This is a genomic window from Paraburkholderia sp. SIMBA_054 (genome assembly GCF_046534875.1).
Lineage (GTDB): Bacteria > Pseudomonadota > Gammaproteobacteria > Burkholderiales > Burkholderiaceae > Paraburkholderia > Paraburkholderia hospita.
The window spans coordinates 1-250 of sequence record NZ_JAWRXV010001312.1 but is presented as its reverse complement, the minus strand read 5'-3'; the positions used below and the strand labels follow the sequence as shown (position 1 = coordinate 250).

Sequence of the window (250 nt, the reverse complement as noted above, 5' to 3'; positions counted from 1 at the left end):
AAATCGCCGCTTCGTCTTCCTGGCTGCCCTGGCTTAACATCACCGGCACCAGCTCGCGCACCACAAACGGACACGTCACAAAGATGGTGACCAGCACCATTCCCGGCCAGGAGAACATAATTTGCAGATTATGTTCATCCAGCCAGCCGCCCAGCGGGCCGTTGGAGCCGTAGAACAGCAGATACACCAGACCGGCAACCACCGGTGACACGGCAAAAGGAATGTCCAGTAGCGTCAGCAGTAACTGGCG

At 57.6% G+C, this 250-nt stretch carries 1 pseudogene; it reads right to left on the bottom strand.

Annotated features, from left to right (window positions below):
• A pseudogene (cysW, locus tag SB822_RS59345) lies at positions 1–250 on the bottom strand (sulfate/thiosulfate ABC transporter permease CysW); the annotation flags it as partial.